Below are 20123 nucleotides of genomic sequence, written 5' to 3'. Positions count from 1 at the left end.
AAATAGCTAGATAAGAAATCTAGCCATTCTAACTGATTAAGCATCTGCTTGGGCAAATACCAACTTACCATCTTCAAACTTAGCAATGCGAGCTAGTGACGTAACCTTAACCCCCATATCTTCAATCAATTGGCGTCCATCTTGGAAAGATTTTTCAATCACAATACCAACACCTTCAACAGCTGCACCAGCCTGTTCAATGATTTCAATCAGGCCTTTAGCAGCTTGTCCATTAGCAAGGAAATCATCGACGATTAAAACCTTATCGTCTTTATCCAAAAATTTCCCTGCAATGGAAACGGTTGAGGTCACCTGTTTGGTAAAAGAATAAACTTCAGCTGTTAAGATCCCCTCTGTCATGGTAATATTTTTATGTTTTTTGGCAAAAATCATTGGCACATCAAGCGCTTCAGCGGCATAAGCTGCCGGAGCAATACCTGATGCCTCGATAGTAACCACCTTGGTAATACCAGCTTCTTTGTAAGCTTCTGCGAACACTTTTCCGATAGCTTTCATCAATTTATAATCCACCTGGTGCGTTAAAAAAGAATCGACTTTAAGGATATTATCTCCTAAAATCTGACCATCTTTTAAAATACGTTCTTCTAATAACTGCATGCTTTTCCTTTCTTATGATACTTAATTTATACTAATAAAGCGACTTCTTTAATTCAATCAAGTAAACAGTAATAATTATGCTAATTATCCTATCATTTTTTACAGCATTTGCCTAGTTAAAAACAAAAAAAGAGCGTTAGAAAACGCCCTATTACGAATAATCTTAGATAGAATCACCATTCCAAATTGAGTTTTTTACGATGACATAATCAACAAACTTCAGACTTTCAACATCTTTACCACCTGCATATGAGATTGATGATTGCAAGTCTTGTTGCATTTCAGTCAAGGTGTCTTGAAGATGACCTTTAGTTGGAAGAAGGATTTTTTTACCTTCAACATTTTTGTGTTCGCCTTTTTGGTATTCTGATGCTGAACCATAGTATTCTTTGAAGGTTTCTCCATCAACTTCAACGGTTTTCCCTGGACTCTCAATGTGTCCAGCAAATAGAGAACCAATCATAACCATGCTTGCACCAAAACGAATTGATTTAGCAATATCACCGTGAGTACGCACACCACCATCAGCAATAATTGGTTTACGAGCAGCTTTCGAACACCAACGTAACGCTGCCAATTGCCAACCACCAGTACCAAAACCAGTTTTAACTTTTGTGATACATACTTTACCTGGTCCAATACCAACTTTCGTAGCATCTGCACCAGCATTTTCCAATTCACGAACACCTTCTGGCGTTCCAACATTACCAGCAATCACAAAAGTATCTGGAAGTTCAGCTTTGATATGTTTAATCATTTTGATAACACTATCAGCATGACCATGAGCAATATCAATGGTGATAAATTCTGGCACATCATCTTTTAAAGACGTTACAAAATCATATTCATATTCTTTAACACCTACTGAAATAGAAGCAATCAACCCTTGATCATGCATGCGTTTAATAAAGGGTTTACGTGCGTCTTCATCAAAACGATGCATGATATAGAAATAACCACCTTTAGCCAATTGTTCAGCAACTTCTTCGTCGATAATAGTTTGCATGTTAGCAGGTACAACAGGCATTTTAAAAGTATATTTACCTAATGATACAGTTGTATCAGCTTCAGAACGGCTGTTGATGATACATTTATTAGGCACTAATTGAATATCTTCATAGTCAAAAACTGGTAAATCACTAAACATAAAAATCCTCATTTCTATTGCAGGGTAGGCCATGACAACTAAAATGAGGAAAATGTCTTATTTTTCGGTCATTCTTCGTCAAAAACCTACAGCATTCTAAGAACCTGCAACACTTAAAAACTATAATGACCTTCCTATAACTACGAATTCGTAGCATCGCTAAGCAGTTTTTCTGCTCTTCCTCCTTATATACTACTAAAGTTGTCAGTTTTTTACAATTTTTTCTTTGTTTTATCAAATAATATTCGTTTTTAGCGAACATTATTCCTACTCCTCATTTATAAAACTCATAAATTGCAGCCTTACTTTCTAAATAGTACAATAGGATTATGTTATATCCCGTCAAATTAAAATGCTACTACTTCCTAGAGAATGATGAAATCTTTCTTGAATGGCTACAATCTTCTTTTAGCAATCTCTTTGATTTAATCTTAGTAAAAGGTACTGTTACTAACAACCAAGTAGGTCACTATATATCATTAAATAAAAATCAACAACTTCTTCTCTACTCAGCCAATCAAGAGATCCTACTCAACATTCCTGAGGATTTCTCTGATAATGCTTCATTTATCCTTCAATTAAGTCAACAACTAACACAATTTTATCAAGTATTAAACACTTATCCGGATAAACACCCTATGAAGCTTACTTTTTTTGATGAAAATGGTCAAGTTGTTTATGATAATAAAGGATTCGATGGTAATTTCTTTTCTTTCAATCAAGAAGCTCAACTTTTGGAAGACTGGATTCAAGAGAAAATAAAAAATGATACTAAGCATCACCTCACCTTAACTGTCCCATCACCATCTTTTGATCACATTTTAATTCAAGACTATCGAGGTTTGTATGATCAAGATGGAAACTTCTTCGGTACTTTCTCACAAGTTATTGATCTGAAGCCTTTATTGGAAGCGTACCTAGAAGACTCTGGACAAGCCTTAGTTGGATGGTCTGATACCACATCAGGAGCCTCTATAACAAATAATCTATTTGAGGATTGAAATCAGTCAATGAGTGATGGGTGTGTCTGATAATAATTTAGATAGTGTTGTATAAAAAATGAGATAGAACTTTGGGTTCTATCTCATTTTTTTGTTTATTTAACAAGATCTGTTGCGACATCTTCGCCAAACCACTTGTTTGAAATTTCTTGGAATTTTCCTTCTTCATACAATTTCTTGAAGGCTGCATTAACTTTATTAACCAAAGTTTTATCAGCTTTACGTGCACCTACTGCAAAGGCTTCTCCTTCGAAATCTCCTGTTACGATATTATACTGATCAATGTCCCCTTCTTCTTGAAGATAATAGTTAGCATAGACACGGTCAATAAGAAGACCATCAATGCGATCATTTTTTAAATCAATAAGAGCTTGGGTAAAGGTTTCGTATTGAGTGGCATCCCCATCTTTAACGAAATCTTTTAATACTTTAGGATTAGCTGAGAAGGCTTCATAACCAGATGAGCCTGACTGTGCTCCCAAAACCTTGTCCTTCATATCTTTAAAATCTGTAATATTGCTAGATTTTTTAGATACCAGCACTTGCTCATTTTTCATGTATGAGTTAGTAAAGGCAACCTTTTCTTCACGTTCTTTGGTGACAGAATAACCATTCCAAATCATGTCAATATTTCCATTGTCAAGCTCTGTTTCTTTTAAATCCCAGTTAATAGCTTGCCATTTCACCTTAATGCCATATTCCTTAAAAACAGCATTAGCGAGATCTATATCAAAACCAACATTTTTACCTGATTTATCTTTATAACCCATGGGTACAAAAGTATTGTCAAAACCGATTGTGATTGTTTTTTTCTCTTGATAGGTTTTCCAGTTATCTTTTGAAGTCTTTTCTTTAGCTTTATTTGAACCACAGGCAACTAAAAACAAGGCTGCAACAGCTAGCGTCAAAACTGTCATTAATTTCTTAATCATATTTCTTCCCCTTTGTTACTTGGGATTGACCTTTAAAATATCATCTGCAATATTTTTAGCAAAGGCCAAATCGTGCGTCACCACGATCTGGGTAATACCCGTTTCGCGGTTTTGTAAAATCAACTGTTCTACTTCTTTTCGAAGCTCAGGATCCAAAGCAGATGTTGGTTCGTCATAACCAATAATCTGTGGATCAATCATCATCGCACGCGCCAAGGCGACCCTTTGTTTTTGACCACCAGATAGGGAGTGGGGATACACCTCAACATGTTCCCCCAAACCTAAACGATTTAACAAGCCAATCGCTTTTTCTTTAGCGACATCTTTTGAGGTACCCATGGTTTTCATAGGTGATAAAATTAAATTTTCCAAAACAGTCATGTGTGGGAAAAGTTGAAAATCTTGGAAGACAAAACCAAGTAAATTGCGCTCTTCAAGATGGTCAATTGCAACTTCTTCACCATTATAAATGATTTGTCCTGAATCTACTTTTTCCAAACCAGCCAGCATACGTAGAAGGGTTGTTTTTCCTCCACCTGACGGACCTACCAAAGCTAGAATACGGCCTTGAGATATAGTCAAATTAAAATTTTCAAAAATAACTTTCGAGCCATAAGCTTTAGAAATATTTTTCAATTCTAACATAAGGCTTCCTTTCTAATGCGACCATAGAGCGATAGTCACTAAAACATTTATTATTTATAATAGTTGAATTTTTTCTCAACTTGTTTAGAAATGATGGTAACAAGCCCAATCAAAATAAGGTAGATAGCACCTGCAATAAACATTGGAGCTAAGGTTGCATCACGGTTTGCAGCTGTTTTACTGGCTAATAATAAATCGCCAACACCTAGCACATAAACCAAAGAAGAATCTTTGACTAAATTAATGACTTCATTGAAGACACTTGGTAAAACGACTTTGAATACTTGCGGTAAAATGATGTAGCGAACCGTTTGGAAGGGGCTAAATTTCAACACTTTTGCAGCTTCGTATTGCCCTTTAGGGATAGCTTCAATTCCCCCACGAAAGATTTCTGCAAAATAGGCTGCATAATTAAGGGTAAAAGCAAGAATAGCTGCTGGCATACGATCCATTGTTATACCAACACTTGGTAAGACATAATAGAAGAAAATGAGCTGTAATAAGAGCGGTGTACCACGCATCACCCAGATATAAAGCGTAATAAACCACTCTAATAGCTTAAATCTAACCTGCATCAAAAAGGCAAGCACGGCTCCAATCGGAATGGATAATATAATGACAATAAAAAATACTTGTAAGGTAACTAAAGCCCCTTGTAATAAGCTAGGCAGTACCTCTGTTAAATAGGTCATAGGTGACTCCAAAAAAATTATTTCTGTATATTATATCAAAATTTTAGATGTTTTAGAAGAAAATATTGAGAAATACAGCTTAAAATTCATCAAAAATAGTTTAAAATGCAAAAAGAAGTGATATCGAACTTTTCTAATTGTCTAAAGTTCAATATACCACTCCATTTTTAGAAAGGGACACTGATTGAGTGTTAACTACTGGCAAATAAAGTGTTATTAGCAGTTTAATGAAACCACTTTGGTCTATTACTCCATCATGCTTAAAGTTTTTTTACAAATTCTGATTTAAGTTTCATAGCTCCGAAACCATCGACCTTACAATCAATATTATGATCACCATCAACTAGGCGAATATTTTTAACACGAGTACCTTGTTTAATATCTTTTGGAGCACCTTTAACTTTAAGATCCTTAATAACAGTAACAGTATCACCATCTGCTAGACGAGTACCATTGCTGTCCTTAACAACCAATCCCTCTTCTTCAGCTACTTCACTTGGTGACCATTCGTAAGCACATTCAGGGCAAACGAGTAAGGTTCCATCTTCATAAACATACTCTGAATTACATTTTAGACAATTTGGTAATGACATCATATCTCCTAGATAAAAATAATACTTCTTATTTTACTTTAGAATCCTTGATTTGGCAAGCCTTTAAAAAGCAAAAAAGATGACAGTTATTGCCATCTTTAGCCCAAATGCTTATTTTTGTAATCCTTCGACACTACTAACGATTTCAGCAACAAGTCCTTGATCTTCAAGTCCTGTTACTTCGACAACCACATCGCTCAATGATTTTTCAGCTAATAACTTTTGTAATTGAACACTTTGTTCATCGTTACTGTCTTGGTAAGCAAAGACGTATGCGACTGTTTTTAGGAGATTACTATAGGATAATCCGCGGTCACGTAATTCACGAATTGGACGGATAAAACGTTCATCAAAGCCAAGTTTACGAATCGGTGTACGAGCCACACGGACAACATCATCAACGATATAAGGGTTTTCAAAACGACCAATAATCACATCATGATAGGCTTTTAGGTCTGATTCATCAAATCCCCACTTAGCAATGAGAAGAGAACGTATTTCAGCTAGTACAGCCTCTAACTGTGCTTTAACATCTTTATTTTGAAGAGCTTCAAGAATGGTTTTGGCACCATAATAAGCACCTGTATAAGCTGAAGTTGCATGACCTGAGTTAACAGAGAATAATTTACGTTCAATGAAGGGTTCTAAATCTTCTTCGTAATGTACACCTTCCAATTTTAAGTGAGGATTTTTCATGCGACTTGTCTCAACAACCCATTCGTTAAATGGTTCAACGACAACAAAGAGAGGATCTTCATGACTTTGGGCTGGTACAATACGGTCAACAGCTGCATTAGGAAAACCAACATACTCTTCAACGTAGGCTAATTCGTCTCCTGAGAGATATTTTTGGACTTCTTCATACAAGAATTGCGAACCACCGATCATGTTTTCGCAGGCTAAAACATCAATAGCTTGTGTACTACCAGATTCCTTACGCACTTTCAAACCATCTGCAATTAATTCTGCTATAAATGGTAAAATATTGGGTCCAATAGCTGTCGTAATTAAATCAGCTTCTGCTACTGCTGCGACAACATCTGCAGGATTTTTAGCGTTGTTAATCCCTGAAACATTTGAAACAGTAATATGGCGCTTACCATCTTCAGCAATTTCAATATCATAGCTGTGGCGATCATTTAAAGCATCAATAATCGTTTCATTGACATCTACAAAATTAATGGCAAAATCATTAGCAAATAAAATTTCTCCGATAAAACCACGTCCAATATTACCTGCACCGAAGTGTACTGCTTTTTTCATTATGTTCTCCTTCTTATGCAACACTGTTCAATAAACGAATAACATCATCTTCTGTTTGAGCATCTGCCAATTTGACGACATTGTCGACATCAGCACAGAAGATTGAAATCTTTTGAATCATATCTAAGTGCTCATCCCCTATACCAGCAATACCAAATAAAACAGTAGCTATTTGAGGATTTTCAGCAGTTCCAAAGTTTACCCCTTTAGGAACTTGAACAACTGTGATTCCAGATTTTAAAACTTCTTTTTTTGCTTCATCTGTACCATGTGGGATAGCAATAAAGTTTCCCATATAGACAGATAATTCTTCGTTTCGTGTGATCATAGCATCAACATATGATGGGTTAACATAACCCCCATCCTTGAGAAGATTTCCACAATAGCGAATCGCTTCTTCTTTAGTTTCAAAAGTTTGATTTAAGTTAATTAGTTCTTTTTCAAATTGCATGTTAATTCTCCAATTTCTTGATATTTTCTGTGAAAATTTGGTTCAGCAACTGATAGATAATCGCTTTATTACCAGTTTTATAAATCTCTGTATACAGATGGTTTTCAATGATTGATTGACCAATTGCAGTCATCAGTTCCCTAACAGTATCGCTCTCATTCATGCCTGTCAGCATGACTAGTACCCTTGAAATAACTTCAGGTGTTCTATTCATAGAGATAGCTGATACAGGCTGTTCTAAATCACAAATGTAAAAACCTGACTGTTTGACACTGCTAGACTGCGTATGTAAAAGCATCAAGCCAGTCTCAGGAATTGCCATTGGACTCTGCTCAAAGCGTTGAATTAACTTTGAAGATAAATAAGTACGATCTGTAATCCCCGGTAAAGCATTTACAACTGACACCACTGCATCTTCGAATGAGGCTTCATTGGCAAGCTGGAAGACATCGAAATGCTGCAACAAGTCTTGGCTAATCATTAGATAATCTTGAACATCAAAATTAACTTCTATCGGCAAGTCCTCCCTAACCACGACATCACGATTTTCTTGAACACTCTGTAAGTAATCCTGCAAAGCAAGGAGTTCCTTCCCATCAGGGTAAATCGAGATAAAATAGAATTTTTCCTTTGTAGGTTGAGTGGTTAAAATAGCATCATACTGCTGAATAGCTGACTTTTCAAACTGACTCGGTGAGGTTACGCTTAATCGCTCGATAAAGGGAGCTAGGTTTTTAATCTTAGTTATTAAAAGCTCCCTAGCCAAGGGACGCTCGTCACTCAACAATAAGAGACGTATTGGATAAATATCAGGACTTCTTCTTAAACTAGAAGCAAAATGCAATGTAATTAGCTCATATTCATTTTCTGTCTGCAAATACGGTGGAAAGATATCTTTTACCAATAAGCTGACAACTCTATGCAAATGGGAACTATGCTTTAAAGCACGATGTGCTATAACATTTTGACCTGACTCCCCAAAAATTTCTGGAACAGCTAAACTCAAACGAATGTGATTAAAGAGAAACTTGAACAGAACTTGATCTTTAGCAAAATTAATTTTTGTATAGAGAGATACCTTATCAATTAAGTTTGAAATATTGTAATAAAACTCACTGTCTACTTGTTCCTGAAAAAGTGGAACAGGTTGGCGTTTGATAACAAATTCATCTAGACGTTGGGAGAAATACAAAATCTCTTGTACGTTAAAGAATTGACCAGACTGTTTCGCATAATCATTAAATAAGGATTGTGTTTGATCAAGTGATTCTTTACTCACTGGACGACTTTGAAGTTCAAGTTGGTTAACATTAGCCAAGGTCAAGAGCACAATCAAGAAATGCCCCATAATCATGTCAAACTCAGGCAACTGATCTCCAATTTGCTCAAATAGTTTTTTAGCAATTTTAAACTGCTTGACATCAAACCATGGTAACTGTAATAGTTCCAGTTTACTAAAGTCAGAAACTGCTAAACTTTGTGTCAATATAACAGCCGCTAGCCATCTCTTCAAGCCATTATCACCCTCCAGTGAATAGCCTCCCTGACGGTTAATACGAAGTGAGAAATCATGAAACCGTTGCTCAATCATCGAAATATCTTGAATAATAGTTACATTACTGACAGCAAATTGTTCCTGCAATAAGTCATTCGTTAAGGGCTCCTGCTCCATCAATAAAGAGAGGGCTATCAAGGAAAGTCTTTCTTTTTGAGAATAGTTTTCTTGGGAGTAATACTGTTCAAGATGGTCTAATTCACCAAATAGGTAATATTTACCAGATTCTTTCAAAATACTGATTTGAATCGTATTTAAACTCTCAGTCAAATCAGCAATCGTTCGATAAGTGGTTCGCTTAGATACTTGTAAAATATCGGTTAGTTGATTGACGGAAAGCTTTCCATATTCCTGGAAAGCTTTCAACAATTGTTCTTCTCGTTTTGACAATAGCATAAACTTATTATACTACTTTCCTATTCTTGCTTTCAATATTACTTTAAAAGGGTTCCTCTAAGTAACATGCTTGGGTTGGGGAAGTATTATTTTGTTATTCTATCGACCATTTTGTCGTATTCTGGCGTTGTAACAAGACTATCAACAACAAGCAATTGCGCTTCTGGTGCAGCTGATTGTACATCAATTTGATTAGCAATAGTTGTAACAACTAAAATGTTTTTAGCATTGAAACGATCAAGGTCAGCAAAGGTCGCTTTTGATACTGGAATACCGACATTTTTGTTTTTAAAAATGGCAGAAAGGGTTGCTTGTCCCATTGTTGCAGAGCCTTCAGCTTTTCCATGGGCAAAGACAACTTCATCAATCTGGTTCAAGTTGACTTTCTCATCTGAGGAAGTCTCTTCCTTTTTTGGTGTTGAAGTAGCTACTGCTTCTTCAGTTAACAGTGAAACAATGTCATCGTATTTTGGTGTTGCCAAGAAATTATCCACTGACACGTGTGCGGCGCGTGGTGTACGTTGGTAAGCACGTGGTGTTAACTCTTCTTGAGTCACAATCAAGGTGCGGTCAACATCGGTAAGATTTGAAATAGCCTTATTTGTAACAGGAATATTAAGCCCTGCTTTTTTCACCTTATCGCGAAGGATTGAAGCTCCCATTGCTGAACTACCCATACCTGCATCACAGGCGAAGATAATTTGATCAATATTTTTAGCTGAGATATCTTCTGTGGTTGGTACAGACGCTGTTGAAGTTGATTGACCTTTAGATTGAGCCTTAGCGGCTGCGGTTGCTGCTTGAGCTTGTTCTAAGTCATTAGCAATAGATTTGTCTGTTTTAAGGATTACAGAAGCAACTAGGAACGAAGCAACTGTTCCAGCTAAAACACCAGCAAGGACAACTAAGTGTGGTCCAAATCCTTTAGGAGCCATTGCCATAATCGCAATGATTGATCCCGGTGACGATGGTGATGTCAATCCAGCTCCAAGAAGTTGGAAAGTGAAAGTACCAGTTACACCTCCTGCAATAGCCGCTAAGAACATAGCTGGTTTCATCATAACGTATGGGAAATAAATTTCGTGGATACCACCAAGGAAGTGGATGATTGTTGCTCCCCATGATGATGATTTGGCAGAGCCTTTTCCAAAGATACCATAAGCAAGAAGGATACCAAGACCAGGTCCAGGGTTTGCTTCAAGAAGGTAAAGAATTGATTTTCCAGTAGCTGCTGCTTGTTCTGTACCAAGTGGTGTAAAGATACCATGGTTAAGCGCGTTGTTCAAGAATAGAACTTTTGCAGGTTCAATAATCAAGTTAGCAATTGGTAAGAGTTTGGCATCAACGATTGCTTGAACACCGTCACCAACCCAACCTGTCAAGGTTGCAACGACAGGTCCAATAGCAAAGAATGCGATAAGGACTAAGCCAAAACCAATAAGACCAGCTGAGAAGTTGTTCACCAACATTTCAAATCCAGTTGGGATTTTTGATTGGAATTTTTCATCAAATTTTTTGATGAGCCATCCACCAAGAGGTCCCATAATCATAGCTCCAATAAACATAGGAACTGATGAGCCTGCGATTGCTCCAAATGTTGCGATAGCACCTACCACGCCTCCACGTTGAGCATAAACATTATAACCACCAGTATAACCGATAAGAATTGGAAGTAGATAAGTCAACATCGGACTTACGACTGTAGCTAATTTTTCATTTGGTAGATAACCAGCTTCAATGAAGAGTGCCGTGATTACCCCCCAGGCGATAAATGCCCCAATATTGGGCATGACCATATTAGAAAGCGAAGTTCCAAGTTTTTGGATTTTCACTTTTAATGATGATTGTTGTTCCATAAGAACGCCTCCTAAATTTTTTACTCACTAATCATAACATTAAAGCGTTTTCTGTCACACTCAAACTTTGACACAATTTTTGTGCCAAAAAAATGCCTGACACAAATCAGACATTTTTTATCACTATCTTAACTTATTCAACTGTAACAGCCTTAGCCAAGTTACGTGGTTTATCAACGTCAAGACCACGTTGAAGCGATGCGTAATAAGCAATCAATTGTGTTGGGATCACCATACCAATTGTTGCGAGGAATGGGTGAACTTTATTGACAACAATATCATCACCTTCACGTTCTAGTCCTTCTTCTACCACAGTAAGGACGTTTGCACCACGAGCTGCGACTTCTTGGATATTACCACGAGTATGCGCTGCTACCAATTCACTTGAAGAAATCAAACCAATAACTGGTGTACCATCTTCAATCAATGAAATCGTACCATGTTTCAATTCACCAGCAGCAAATCCTTCACATTGAATATATGAGATTTCTTTCAATTTTAGTGATGCTTCCATAGCAACATAGTAGTCATTACCACGACCGATATAGAAAGCATTGCGAGTTGTTGAGAGAAGTTTTTCAACTTTGTCAGCAATCATATCTTTTTCAGAAAGCGTAGCTTCGATAGATTGGGCAACTAATGACAACTCATGTACCAAATCAAACTCAAGCGCTTCTGCTTTACCATTTGCTTCACCAACTGCTTTAGCTAAGAAGGCAAGTGCTGCAACTTGAGCTGTATAAGCTTTTGTCGAAGCAACTGCAATTTCAGGTCCAGCATGAAGTAACATTGTGTAAGTCGCTTCACGTGACAAGGTTGATCCAGGCACATTTGTCACTGTCAAGCTTGGAATACCCATTTCATTTGCTTTCACAAGAACCTGACGACTATCTGCTGTTTCTCCTGATTGGCTGAGCAAGATGAACATTGGTTTTTCACTAAGGAGTGGCATGTTGTAGCCCCATTCAGATGCAACACCAAGTTCAACTGGCGTATCAGTCAGTTTTTCAAGCATTGCTTTTGAAGCAAAACCTGCATTGTATGATGTACCTGCTGCAAGGATGTAAATACGGTCAGCCTCTTGAACAGACTTAACAATCGCAGGATCAATAGTCATATTTCCTTCGCTATCAGCATAAGTTGAAATCAACTTACGCATAACAGTTGGTTGCTCATCAATTTCTTTCAGCATATAGAATGGATAAGTTCCTTTACCGATATCTGAAAGGTCAAGTTCAGCTGTGTAAGAATCACGTTCAATTTCGTTACCATCGTAGTCAGTAACTGTTGCTGAATCTTTTGTCAAAATAACCAACTCTTTATCGTGAATTTCCATAAATTCAGAAGTTTCACGAATCATGGCCATAGCATCTGAGCAAACCATGTTGTAGCCATCACCCAAACCAATCAAGAGTGGTGATTTATTTTTAGCGACATAAATAGTATCTGTATCTTCAGAATCAACCAAAGCAAATGCATATGACCCTTCAATGATTGTTAGAGCCTTTTTAAAAGCTTCAAGAACAGATAAACCATCTTCTACAAATTGTCCAATCAAATGAACAGCAATTTCAGTATCCGTTTGACCTTTTAAGTCATGACCTGAAAGGTACTCTTCTTTGATTTGAAGGTAGTTTTCAATAACACCATTGTGAACCAAAATAAAACGCCCAGTTGCTGATGTATGTGGGTGCGCATTATCTTCAGTTGCTTGGCCGTGTGTTGCCCAACGAGTATGACCAATACCAGTACTACCAGCAACATCAATACCGATTTTAGCACGTAGGTCAGCAATACGACCAACTGATTTGACAAGACTAGAATTATCACCGTTAGCAACATAAATACCGGCTGAGTCATAACCACGATATTCTAATTTTTCAAGACCTTGCATCAAGATATCTGTTGCGTTACGATTTCCTACAACACCAACAATTCCACACATAAATTTCTTTATAGTTATCTTAAATGGATAACTACTCCTCCTTTTTTAATTCTAAATTGGTATAGTCATTTATACCTCAAAAATAAGACATTGTTAGTATATAACGTTATATTGATTATGTCAACATAAAAAATTGGTATAGTCATTTATTTGAAAAATCAAGAGGCAGTGAGCAAGAACTCCTGAAGGCAAGTAAGAGTTGTTCTCTGCTTCTTTAAATTTGAAGGTTTGAGTCTGAAGGTGCCCACTGGACAGTCTTGCTTTCTTAGAATAGAAGTCCCTAACCAACTGGTGCATCAGAAGCGCTAAAAGCGATAAATCGCTAAGGATTTCCCTCAACCACTACATCAACTTGATCTCTCAAAATATATGAAAAAGCCGGACTTTTTGCCCGACCTCTTTTACTAATTATTGACTCTCAATAAAGCCAAATGATTCAAACGGAAAGACCTTAAAAGTTAACACTCCTCTTACCTGAGCATGACTGATCACACCGAATGTCCGGCTATCCTTTAAATCTTGACGATTGTCATTCAATACAAAATAAGAATCTTTATCAGTCTTAGCCTTCATGGCCTTGTTCACTACCCTTAAGTTAAAATCCGTTGTAAAATTCATTTGATGATTATTTTCTGTCAGATAAGCAGACTTCAATTTCTCAATGTAAGGTTCCGATTTGATTTTACCATTGATATAAAGAACATCATCCATTGAAGTTACACTATCTTCACCTTTAGCAATGAAACGACTAATGTAAGTCTTACCATCCACATCATAAACAATAAAATCATTTTCTTTAGGCTTTGTTTGTTTAGTATAAATGAGAACATCCCCAGCCTTCAAAAAACTATTTTCATTTTCTTGAGTAACTTTTACAGTAGATATATAAAATCTCCCAATAAAAAAAAGAACCAGAGAAAAAATAATTGCTAAAATAATATTCCGAATTAAATCACGCTTTACCATACTTAACGACTCCTTACTTCAATTATTATTATAGCATGTTTCCCAGTATAAAAAAAGGAGTGGAAATGAACTCACCTAAACAAATTGAACTCATTTTCTCAACTCCCCAAAAATTCACTGCCATCAGCTTTAAAACGATGATAACAATAATCCTATAGGTTAACCTAACCTAATAAATATCACCTCAAAAGGCTGGACATAAGCCCAGCCTCTAATCAATATATCAATTTTCTGCTTATTGAACAGTGCGGATACGCATTGTGTTAGTACCACCTGAACCAACTGGTACACCTGCAACGATAACAATGTTATCACCTGATTGTACAAGTCCTGTTTCAAGAGCAACTTTTTCAGCTAATTCAAACATATCATCAGTTGTATCTGGTTTTGAAGTTACAACTGGAATGACACCCCAATACATCATCAATGAACGTTGTACTTTTTCATCAAAAGTAACTGCCAAGATGTCTGCATCTGGACGGAATTTAGAAATAGCACGTGCAGTATTACCTGATTCAGTGATTGTAACAACAAGTTTGATGTCCATTGAGCGTGAAGCATCTTTAACTGCTGAAGCAACAGCATCAGTTTTATTAGTACGTGGGAATGTTGAAGAATCTAAACGGCCATACTCATTAAGAAGTCCTTGTGCATTTTTATCAATAGTAGCCATTGTTTTAACAGCTTCAACTGGATATTTACCATTAGCTGACTCACCTGAAAGCATTGTTGCATCAGTACCATCGATAACAGCGTTGAAAACGTCAGATACTTCTGAACGAGTTGCACGTGGTTTATCAGTCATTGTTTCAAGCATGTTTGTTGCTGTAATAACTGCTTTTCCAGCCGCATTAACTTTAGTGATAATCATTTTTTGGAATACTGGAACCATTTCAAATGGAACTTCGATACCCATATCACCACGAGCAATCATGATACCATCAGCTGCTTCGATGATTTCATCGATATTATCGATACCTTGTTGGTTCTCAATTTTCGCAAACAATTGAACGTGTTCGTTACCAGTTTCTTTACAGATTGCACGAACTTCTTCAACGTCTTTTGCTGTACGTACAAATGAGATAGCGATAAAGTTAAGACCTTGCTCAAGACCAAAACGGATATCAGCATTATCACGTTCAGCAAGTGCTGGGAAAGGAATCTTAGTATTTGGGATGTTAACACCTTTTTGTTTAGCAATAATCCCATCATTTTCAACTTCTACAACGAACTCACGTTTTGCAATATCCTTTTCAACAACACGTAAACCAAGTTTACCATCATCGATAAGAATAGTATTTCCTACTGATACCTCATCATAGATATCTAGAGCGCCTGCTACGTTCAATGCAATAACATCACGAGTTGATTTTTGTCCTTGAATTGTAGCAACACGAATTTTTTCTCCAGTTACGTATGAAAATTCTTTGTCGTCTCCTTCAAAAAGCTCTGTACGCATTTCTGGTCCTTTTGTATCAAGAAGGAAACCAACTTTTTGACGTGCCAACTCCTCAGCACGACGTACAGTAGCCATACGAGCACCTTGCTCTTCATGATCACCATGTGAGAAGTTGAAACGAAAAACATTAGCTCCTGCTTCAATCAATTCAGCAATTTTTGCTGCAGATGTTTCAACATCTAGTTGCTCACCCCAGTAGCCATCTTCTCCAAAACGTTTGCCACCACGGATTTCAACGGCTGGACCAAGTGTTGCAACGATTTTTACACGTTTATTCATCATGATATATAAAAACTCCCTTTATTTTTTGTCGATTATCGACGGTTACCTATAATTTAAAAATGATCTTGATATTAGTTTGCCAAATCTTTGTTCAATTTAGCGAAATCTAAGCGTGCTTTATGAGGATTGTTAACGACAATCTTATCACCTTCAAGAGAGAATAAAGCACCTTCTTCAGCTGTTCCAAGAATTGGACTTTCAACCAAAGCTTCTTTTTGAATACCAACAGCAACTCCACCACGACCTTCTTTAAGAAGTTCAACAGCACGAGCTCCCATCCATGAAGCTAACACACGATCACGAGCAGTTGGTGCACCACCACGGAGCAAGTGTCCTAAGTTAGTGACACGAAGATCTGAATCATCTCCTGCTTCTTTCAACTTAGCAGCAAATTCTTCACCACTCATAACACCTTCAGCAAGAACGATGATATGGTGTTTTTTGTTGCGACTATAGCCTTCTTTAATTTTAGCAACAACTTCATCGATATCATAATCTTCTTCAGGAATGATAATTTGGTCAGCGCCTGACGCGATACCAGACCAAAGTGCGATATCCCCAGCATTACGACCCATTACTTCAACAACAAAAGTACGATCATGTGATGCAGATGTATCACGAATACGGTCAAGAGCTTCTGTAGCTGTGCTTACAGCAGTATCAAATCCGATTGTATAATCTGTCCCAACAATATCATTGTCAATTGTTCCTGGAAGACCAACAGCTGGGAAACCATGTTCTGTCAATCGCATAGCACCATGGTAAGAGCCATCTCCACCCACAACAACTACACCTTCAATACCGTGTTTTTTTAATTGTTCAATACCTTTTAATTGACCTTCTAAAGTCGCAAATTCAGGATAGCGAGCTGATTGAAGGAAGGTACCTCCATTAGAAAGAATATTAGCAACTGTGCCGGCTTCAAGTTGGAAAATGTCACCTTCGACCATACCAGCGTAACCGCGGTTAATACCGAAAACTTCCATTCCTTCTGTGATTGCCTTACGAGCTACTGCACGAACAGCAGCGTTCATACCAGGAGCGTCACCACCACTAGTTAAAACAGCAATACGTTTCATTTTGCATGTTACTCCTTTACATTTTTAACTTCTTAATTATAGCACATTAAGCCTTGAAACGGGAGGATTTCTATCATAATTTAACGAAAAACCGTTTTCATAACATAGGGTTTTAAGCTATCATCCAAAGCTTGTGATTTTTCAACAAAATAGACCTTGCTTTGAATCGTTTCACGACTCTCTTGATAGTGAATGACCACTGGAATTTTCCCTGGATGTTCCTTTAAGATCCTAGCAATAACTATATCGTGATCATGGTTTGGAACTTGGATCCAGTATTTCTCAGTACTGGCTATCTCCAATTGGTTCAAGATTAGTTGGATACGGCCGTCACGTTCTTGTGTGCGACCAGTAAAATAATATATCCCTTCTTCTTTTAACTGGCTCGATAAATGATGATATGTTTCTGGAAACAAGGTTATATCCAGTCGCCTCTCCGTATCAGTTATTCGTAAGAAGGCCATTTGTTGACCACTTGACTTTGTTCGAATGATTTTTATAGACTCAATCTGCCCTAAAACTGTAACTGTCTGATTAGCAGTTAGATGCTCTATTTTATCTACTGAACGTGACTGATTTAACATTAACTCTTTCAAGGGATGTGGACTAATGCCAATCCCTAATATCGCTACTTCTTGACGATACTTCTCAGCGTTAGAGTAATCTGTCTCTTCTATCCAATTATAGGAAGATTCTGCAAAGAGACTTCCCAGTTCCTGAACAAATAAAAGTAAGTTTTCCAAGTTCAATTCAATTTTACGTCGATTTTTCTCAAACTGATCAAATAAACCAACTTGTATCAAAGGAAGTACTAAGTCAGATTTTTGAAAATTCTCTGGTAATCGGGTTAAGAAATCTTCTACCCCTTGAAAGGGTCTACTTTCGATAATCCAATAAGCTAATTCTCTCGGTAAGCCTTTGATATTCTTTAACCCTAGATAAATCTGTCCATTTGATATTTTATCTTTATAGGGGATATGATTGATGGATAATTTAGAAAGACTAAAACCAGAAGTTAAAGCATCACTTAGATAATCACTACTTGAATAGTTGAGCATAACATCGTAAAAAACAGACGGATAATGTGCTTTGAAAAATGCTAATTGGAAGGCTAATGCTGAGTAGGCAAAAGCATGACTCCTGTTAAAACCATAACCAGCAAACTTAGCCATCATTTCAAATAAACGTTTAGCTGTTTCAGGATTCCTACCCAATTCTTCAGCTCCTGATAAAAAATCAGCTTCCATCGTCTGCATCTCAGCAAGATTCTTCTTAGACATGGCCCGGCGAAGCATGTCCGCTTTTCCAAGTGTAAAGCCAGAAAATACTTGAGCAATTTGCATAACCTGCTCCTGATACAACATAATCCCATACGTTGGCTCTAAAATAGGTGCTACCACGGGATCTATCAAATCAACAGCTTCTTTAGCGTATTTTCGAGCAATGAAATTATCAATGTAATCACTCGCACCTGGTCGGTTCAAACTTGTCGTTGCAACAACTTCTTCAAAACGTGCAGGTTTAATACGTTTTAACAGATTGATGGCTCCTGCTTGTTCAAATTGAAAAATCCCTTTGGTTCGTCCAGAAGCAAAGAGTTTTAAGGTTTCTGGATCTTCTAAGTCAATTTCTTCAATAACAATATCTTTCCCTAATTCAGAAGCTACTGTCTCCTTCATCTTTTGAACGAAAGTCAGATTCCGTAAACCAAGGAAATCCATCTTTAAAAGACCGTTAGCTTCAACAGCACCAGCATCATACTGGGTAATCATCATCTCTTCACCTGATTTTAAGGGAATATGATCTGTCAGTAAATCATCACTCATCACAACACCCGCCGCATGAATGGATGTTTGACGGGGCTTTCCTTCAATTTTTTTGGCTATCTCAAAAGCTCTTTGATACTCAGGTTTGCTATTGATAATCTGCCGGAAAGACATATTTTTCTCATAAACACTGGTCAAATTATCACGAAATGAAATCTTCTTAGTGATATTGGTAAGTTCATATTCAGCAGCACCAAAGCGTTTAAAAACATCACGAATGGCTTGCTTGGCTCCGAAAGTTGAAAAGGTGACTATTTGTGCAGCATGATCAGAACCATAACGATCCCTAACATAGTGTAGAAACTCACTGCGATAAATATCTGGCAAGTCAATATCAATATCCGGCATACTATAACGCTCAGCATTTAAAAAACGTTCAAATAACAAGTCATTTTTAACAGGATCAATTCCAGTTATAGAAAGCGCATAAGCAACTAAGCTCCCCGCCGCAGAACCACGTCCCATTCCCATGTAGTAACCTTGCTGACGCCCAAATGATAACAAATCCCAAACAATCAAGAAATAATCATCAAATCCCATATCATGGATGATCTTTAGTTCTTTTTCTAGTCGCTCTTGATAGATAGCATCTGTTAACCCCTTCTCTTGAAGACCGGCAAAGGTTCGCTCTCTTAACTCGATATATGCCTCTTTATCTCGGTTAAATCTCGGTAATTTTAAATTCGTATCAAACGTATAGGAGATGTCTTTAGTAATTTTTGTTAATTCTTCTATAATTCCAGGAAATCGATTGTCAAAGGCTTCTGACATTTGCTTTGCATCTGGTAAAATAGATGGCTTTTGATTGACCTCAACCTCTTTTAAAGGAAGGTTATCCTTTATAGCTTTAAGCATTTGAAGGGTTTCTTTATCTTCAAACTCAAAAGCAGTTACTTGAAAAAGAGGGAGAATTGGTTTCGTAAATGTTTGAGGAGGTGTCTCCAAATCAACACCAATCGCAAATGAAATAGGAAGCTCTAAAGTATCAACTGCCTCGTAATAAGGAATAATCGTCAATATATCCTCGAAATAATCCAATAAACTATTCAGTTGGCGATTGCCTGACATAACTTCCGTTGATAGTTTCATCAAGTTTCGATAACCATGAGAATTGAGCGCAACTAAGCGACAATCTATTTGATAATTCTGATAAAACAAGTGGGTTGAAAGACCAACAATTGCTTGAATTCCTGCTAATTGAGATTGTTTCACAAAATGATAGGCAGCATATAAATTATCCCTATCCATAATCCCTAAACTTGAATAACCAAGTTCTTTTCCTCGGGAAATATAAGTATCTATATCTATGAGACTTTCCATAAAACTATAGACAGTCTTTGTTTCTAATGGTATAAACATATACTTCTCCCCAAAACCTTACCAATCATTAACCTTAAAAAAGAACCCCTTTACCATC

At 37.0% G+C, this 20123-nt stretch carries 16 protein-coding genes; 1 reads left to right on the top strand and 15 read right to left on the bottom strand.

From position 1 onward, the window contains the following. Nucleotides 1-36 precede the first annotated feature (36 nt). Both C0J00_RS04755 and guaC read right to left on the bottom strand, forming a co-directional pair. The gene (locus C0J00_RS04755; RefSeq protein ID WP_104967795.1) at nt 37-618 is read right to left on the bottom strand and encodes a xanthine phosphoribosyltransferase; all 582 of its coding nucleotides are present in this window, start codon (nt 616-618) and stop codon (nt 37-39) included. Nucleotides 619-781: 163 nt separating this feature from the next. Continuing rightward, a complete protein-coding gene (gene guaC / locus C0J00_RS04750) occupies nt 782-1765 on the bottom strand; it encodes a GMP reductase (protein ID WP_104967794.1) in 984 nt (327 codons plus the stop codon). Between the two features lie 329 nt (nt 1766-2094). Between guaC and C0J00_RS04740 the strand changes: the two genes are divergently transcribed. Further along, the gene (locus C0J00_RS04740; RefSeq protein ID WP_104967792.1) at nt 2095-2766 is read left to right on the top strand and encodes a hypothetical protein; all 672 of its coding nucleotides are present in this window, start codon (nt 2095-2097) and stop codon (nt 2764-2766) included. A gap of 95 nt (nt 2767-2861) precedes the next feature. On the opposite strand, the gene C0J00_RS04735 is transcribed toward C0J00_RS04740, so the two are convergent. From C0J00_RS04735 to C0J00_RS04675, 13 genes are all read right to left on the bottom strand, one after another. Next, nucleotides 2862-3698, bottom strand: coding sequence for an amino acid ABC transporter substrate-binding protein (locus C0J00_RS04735; protein WP_104967791.1), 837 nt, complete (start codon nt 3696-3698; stop codon nt 2862-2864). 15 nt (nt 3699-3713) lie between these two features. Further along, entirely contained in the window at nt 3714-4343 is a 630-nt protein-coding gene (locus tag C0J00_RS04730; RefSeq protein ID WP_104967790.1) for an amino acid ABC transporter ATP-binding protein, read from the bottom strand. Nucleotides 4344-4393: 50 nt separating this feature from the next. Continuing rightward, complete coding sequence (locus C0J00_RS04725; RefSeq protein ID WP_104967789.1) at nt 4394-5035, bottom strand: amino acid ABC transporter permease; 642 nt, start codon at nt 5033-5035, stop codon at nt 4394-4396. A 260-nt stretch (nt 5036-5295) separates the two neighbouring features. After that, on the bottom strand, nt 5296-5628 hold the full coding sequence (locus C0J00_RS04720; RefSeq protein WP_104967788.1) for a zinc ribbon domain-containing protein YjdM: 333 nt from the start codon (nt 5626-5628) through the stop codon (nt 5296-5298). Nucleotides 5629-5739: 111 nt separating this feature from the next. Then, a complete protein-coding gene (locus tag C0J00_RS04715) occupies nt 5740-6891 on the bottom strand; it encodes a mannitol-1-phosphate 5-dehydrogenase (protein ID WP_104967787.1) in 1152 nt (383 codons plus the stop codon). A gap of 13 nt (nt 6892-6904) precedes the next feature. After that, the gene (locus C0J00_RS04710; protein WP_104967786.1) at nt 6905-7342 is read right to left on the bottom strand and encodes a PTS sugar transporter subunit IIA; all 438 of its coding nucleotides are present in this window, start codon (nt 7340-7342) and stop codon (nt 6905-6907) included. Nucleotide 7343: 1 nt separating this feature from the next. Then, nucleotides 7344-9293 carry a BglG family transcription antiterminator gene (locus tag C0J00_RS04705; protein ID WP_104967785.1) on the bottom strand — a complete coding sequence of 650 codons (1950 nt, stop codon included), beginning with the start codon at nt 9291-9293 and terminating at the stop codon, nt 7344-7346. An 86-nt stretch (nt 9294-9379) separates the two neighbouring features. Continuing rightward, nucleotides 9380-11149 (bottom strand): PTS mannitol-specific transporter subunit IIBC, encoded by a 1770-nt coding sequence (locus C0J00_RS04700; protein ID WP_104967784.1) that lies wholly within the window; start codon nt 11147-11149, stop codon nt 9380-9382. Nucleotides 11150-11282: 133 nt separating this feature from the next. Further along, nucleotides 11283-13094, bottom strand: coding sequence for a glutamine--fructose-6-phosphate transaminase (isomerizing) (gene glmS / locus C0J00_RS04695; RefSeq protein WP_104967783.1), 1812 nt, complete (start codon nt 13092-13094; stop codon nt 11283-11285). Between the two features lie 408 nt (nt 13095-13502). Then, nucleotides 13503-14060, bottom strand: a complete 558-nt coding sequence (gene lepB, locus C0J00_RS04690) for a signal peptidase I (RefSeq protein WP_104967782.1) — start codon at nt 14058-14060, stop codon at nt 13503-13505. A gap of 235 nt (nt 14061-14295) precedes the next feature. After that, nucleotides 14296-15798: a pyruvate kinase gene (gene pyk / locus C0J00_RS04685; protein ID WP_104968839.1), complete on the bottom strand. Its 1503-nt coding sequence runs from the start codon at nt 15796-15798 to the stop codon at nt 14296-14298. Between the two features lie 74 nt (nt 15799-15872). After that, nucleotides 15873-16880 (bottom strand): 6-phosphofructokinase, encoded by a 1008-nt coding sequence (gene pfkA, locus C0J00_RS04680; protein ID WP_104967781.1) that lies wholly within the window; start codon nt 16878-16880, stop codon nt 15873-15875. Between the two features lie 80 nt (nt 16881-16960). Continuing rightward, a complete protein-coding gene (locus C0J00_RS04675; protein ID WP_104967780.1) occupies nt 16961-20065 on the bottom strand; it encodes a DNA polymerase III subunit alpha in 3105 nt (1034 codons plus the stop codon). Nucleotides 20066-20123 lie beyond the last annotated feature (58 nt).

Source organism: Streptococcus pluranimalium (genome assembly GCF_002953735.1).
Lineage (GTDB): Bacteria > Bacillota > Bacilli > Lactobacillales > Streptococcaceae > Streptococcus > Streptococcus pluranimalium.
This window is presented reverse-complemented; position numbering and strand designations above follow the sequence as displayed.

Bases quoted from the DNA above. Each gene is read 5' to 3' on its own strand.
- C0J00_RS04725 (WP_104967789.1), bottom strand. From the start codon at position 5,035: ATGACCTATTTAACAGAGGTACTGCCTAGCTTATTACAAGGGGCTTTA.
- C0J00_RS04700 (WP_104967784.1), bottom strand. From the start codon at position 11,149: ATGGAACAACAATCATCATTAAAAGTGAAAATCCAAAAACTTGGAACT.
- C0J00_RS04715 (WP_104967787.1), bottom strand. From the start codon at position 6,891: ATGAAAAAAGCAGTACACTTCGGTGCAGGTAATATTGGACGTGGTTTT.
- C0J00_RS04675 (WP_104967780.1), bottom strand. From the start codon at position 20,065: ATGTTTATACCATTAGAAACAAAGACTGTCTATAGTTTTATGGAAAGT.
- C0J00_RS04755 (WP_104967795.1), bottom strand. From the start codon at position 618: ATGCAGTTATTAGAAGAACGTATTTTAAAAGATGGTCAGATTTTAGGA.
- guaC (WP_104967794.1), bottom strand. From the start codon at position 1,765: ATGTTTAGTGATTTACCAGTTTTTGACTATGAAGATATTCAATTAGTG.
- C0J00_RS04705 (WP_104967785.1), bottom strand. From the start codon at position 9,293: ATGCTATTGTCAAAACGAGAAGAACAATTGTTGAAAGCTTTCCAGGAA.
- pfkA (WP_104967781.1), bottom strand. From the start codon at position 16,880: ATGAAACGTATTGCTGTTTTAACTAGTGGTGGTGACGCTCCTGGTATG.
- C0J00_RS04740 (WP_104967792.1), top strand. From the start codon at position 2,095: ATGTTATATCCCGTCAAATTAAAATGCTACTACTTCCTAGAGAATGAT.
- C0J00_RS04735 (WP_104967791.1), bottom strand. From the start codon at position 3,698: ATGATTAAGAAATTAATGACAGTTTTGACGCTAGCTGTTGCAGCCTTG.
- C0J00_RS04720 (WP_104967788.1), bottom strand. From the start codon at position 5,628: ATGTCATTACCAAATTGTCTAAAATGTAATTCAGAGTATGTTTATGAA.
- pyk (WP_104968839.1), bottom strand. From the start codon at position 15,798: ATGAATAAACGTGTAAAAATCGTTGCAACACTTGGTCCAGCCGTTGAA.
- glmS (WP_104967783.1), bottom strand. From the start codon at position 13,094: ATGTGTGGAATTGTTGGTGTTGTAGGAAATCGTAACGCAACAGATATC.
- lepB (WP_104967782.1), bottom strand. From the start codon at position 14,060: ATGGTAAAGCGTGATTTAATTCGGAATATTATTTTAGCAATTATTTTT.
- C0J00_RS04710 (WP_104967786.1), bottom strand. From the start codon at position 7,342: ATGCAATTTGAAAAAGAACTAATTAACTTAAATCAAACTTTTGAAACT.
- C0J00_RS04730 (WP_104967790.1), bottom strand. From the start codon at position 4,343: ATGTTAGAATTGAAAAATATTTCTAAAGCTTATGGCTCGAAAGTTATT.